The organism is Acidovorax sp. SUPP3434 (assembly GCF_030159015.1).
Taxonomy (GTDB): Bacteria; Pseudomonadota; Gammaproteobacteria; order Burkholderiales; family Burkholderiaceae_C; genus Paracidovorax.
In genome coordinates this window covers 2,501-5,772 of record NZ_BQXL01000034.1, presented here as the reverse complement: position 1 = coordinate 5,772, position 3,272 = coordinate 2,501, and the positions used below count along the sequence as shown (strand labels likewise).

General features: G+C 50.8%; 2 rRNA genes. Both read right to left on the bottom strand.

From position 1 onward, the window contains the following. Positions 1–65 precede the first annotated feature (65 nt). Positions 66–178, bottom strand: a 5S ribosomal RNA gene (rrf, locus tag AVKW3434_RS24090). Between the two features lie 118 nt (positions 179–296). Beyond that, positions 297–3,174: ribosomal RNA gene (locus AVKW3434_RS24085) — 23S ribosomal RNA — on the bottom strand. Between the last annotated feature and the right edge of the window lie 98 nt (positions 3,175–3,272).

The window sequence follows — 3,272 nt, the reverse complement described above, 5'->3', positions numbered from 1 at the left end:
ATTTTCATTCTCCAAAGCAAATCGCCCCGACATCGTTGGATGTCGGGGCGATTTGGGCTGTAAGAGCCTGACGATGACCTACTTTCACACGGGAACCCGCACTATCATCGGCGCAAAGTCGTTTCACTGTCCTGTTCGGGATGGGAAGGAGTGGGACCAACTTGCTATGGTCATCAGGCATAACTTGGAGCTACCTTGATGTGATCAAGGCGGCGAATTCATAGAGTTTGGAATCAACTTGTATTTTGACTGCGTCACTTGGCATAACAACTTGATCGAATGGTGATCAAAGTTATAGGGTCAAGCCGCACGAGCAATTAGTATCAGTTAGCTTAACGCATTACTGCGCTTCCACACCTGACCTATCAACGTCCTGGTCTTGAACGACTCTTTAGGGGGCTCAAGGCCCCGGCAGATCTCATCTTGAAACGAGTTTCCCGCTTAGATGCTTTCAGCGGTTATCTCTTCCACACTTAGCTACTCGGCAATGCCACTGGCGTGACAACCGATACACCAGAGGTGTGTCCACTCCGGTCCTCTCGTACTAGGAGCAGGCTTCCTCAAATCTGCAGCGCCCACGGAAGATAGGGACCAAACTGTCTCACGACGTTTTAAACCCAGCTCACGTACCTCTTTAAATGGCGAACAGCCATACCCTTGGGACCGGCTACAGCCCCAGGATGAGATGAGCCGACATCGAGGTGCCAAACACCGCCGTCGATATGAACTCTTGGGCGGTATCAGCCTGTTATCCCCAGAGTACCTTTTATCCGTTGAGCGATGGCCCTTCCATACAGAACCACCGGATCACTATGTCCTGCTTTCGCATCTGCTCGACTTGTCAGTCTCGCAGTTAAGCACGCTTATGCCATTGCACTATTAGCACGATGTCCGACCGTACCTAGCGTACCTTCGAACTCCTCCGTTACGCTTTGGGAGGAGACCGCCCCAGTCAAACTGCCTACCATGCACTGTCCCCGATCCCGATAAGGGACCTAGGTTAGAACCTCAAACACACCAGGGTGGTATTTCAACGTTGGCTCCATGAGAACTAGCGTCCTCACTTCAAAGCCTCCCACCTATCCTACACAGATCTGTTCAAAGTCCAATACAAAGCTACAGTAAAGGTTCATGGGGTCTTTCCGTCTTTCCGCGGGGAGATTGCATCATCACAAACATTTCAACTTCGCTGAGTCTCAGGAGGAGACAGTGTGGCCATCGTTACGCCATTCGTGCAGGTCGGAACTTACCCGACAAGGAATTTCGCTACCTTAGGACCGTTATAGTTACGGCCGCCGTTTACTGGGACTTCAATCAAGAGCTTGCACCCCATCATTTAATCTTCCAGCACCGGGCAGGCGTCACACCCTATACGTCCACTTTCGTGTTTGCAGAGTGCTGTGTTTTTATTAAACAGTCGCAGCCACCGATTTTTTGCAACCCCTTTGGGCTCGCCTTGTACAGGTTCACCTACTTGGGGCATACCTTCTCCCGAAGTTACGGTATCAATTTGCCGAGTTCCTTCTCCTGAGTTCTCTCAAGCGCCTTAGAATACTCATCTCGCGCACCAGTGTCGGTTTGCGGTACGGTCGTGTGTAGCTGAAGCTTAGTGGCTTTTCCTGGAAGCAGGGTATCACTCACTTCGTCTGCAAGCAGACTCGTTATCACCCCTCATCTAAGCCTGGCGGATTTGCCTACCAGGCACGACTACAGGCTTGAACCAACATATCCAACAGTTGGCTGAGCTAACCTTCTCCGTCCCCACATCGCACTACACATCGGTACAGGAATATTGACCTGTTTCCCATCAGCTACGCATCTCTGCCTCGCCTTAGGGGCCGACTCACTCTACGCCGATGAACGTTGCGTAGAAAACCTTGCGCTTACGGCGAGGGGGCTTTTCACCCCCTTTAACGCTACTCATGTCAGCATTCGCACTTCTGATACCTCCAGCATCCGTTACCAGACACCTTCACAGGCTTACAGAACGCTCTCCTACCACTCACAGTAAACTGTGAATCCGCAGCTTCGGTAACTGGCTTAGCCCCGTTACATCTTCCGCGCAGGACGACTCGATCAGTGAGCTATTACGCTTTCTTTAAATGATGGCTGCTTCTAAGCCAACATCCTGACTGTTTTAGCCTTCCCACTTCGTTTCCCACTTAGCCAATTTTAGGGACCTTAGCTGGCGGTCTGGGTTGTTTCCCTCTTGAGTCCGGACGTTAGCACCCGGTGCTCTGTCTCCCAAGCTGTACTCGTCGGTATTCGGAGTTTGCCTTGGTTTGGTAAGTCGCCATGACCCCCTAGCCAAAACAGTGCTCTACCCCCGACGGTAATACTTGAGGCACTACCTAAATAGTTTTCGGAGAGAACCAGCTATTTCCAAGTTTGTTTAGCCTTTCACCCCTATCCACAGCTCATCCGCTAGTTTTGCAACACTAGTCGGTTCGGACCTCCAGTACCTGTTACGGCACCTTCATCCTGGCCATGGATAGATCACTTGGTTTCGGGTCTACACCCAGCGACTGAACGCCCTATTCGGACTCGATTTCTCTACGGCTTCCCTATTCGGTTAACCTTGCCACTGAATGTAAGTCGCTGACCCATTATACAAAAGGTACGCAGTCACCCTTGCGGGCTCCTACTTTTTGTAAGCATGCGGTTTCAGGATCTATTTCACTCCCCTCCCGGGGTTCTTTTCGCCTTTCCCTCACGGTACTGGTTCACTATCGGTCGATTACGAGTATTTAGCCTTGGAGGATGGTCCCCCCATATTCAGACAAGGTTTCTCGTGCCCCGCCCTACTTTTCTCTAGCTTGGTACCACACGTCTGTTTTCGCATACAGGGCTATCACCTGCTATGGCTGGGCTTTCCATCCCATTTTGCTAACAGTCGTGCTATCACTAGAAGGCTCTTCCGATTTCGCTCGCCACTACTTTCGGAATCTCGGTTGATGTCTTTTCCTCGAGCTACTGAGATGTTTCAGTTCACCCGGTTCGCCTCGCATACCTATGTATTCAGTATGCGATACCTCTTGCGAGGTGGGTTTCCCCATTCAGAAATCTCCGGATCAAAGCTTATTTGCCAGCTCCCCGAAGCTTATCGCAGGCTATCACGTCTTTCGTCGCCTGTAATCGCCAAGGCATCCACCACATGCTCTTAGTCACTTGACCCTATAACTTTGACGTCTCTTTCGAAACATCTCCATTTTCTTGCAAGTACTTGCGAGGTCTTTCACCTCGCGCGTTATGCCGTAATGTGAATGTTTCTT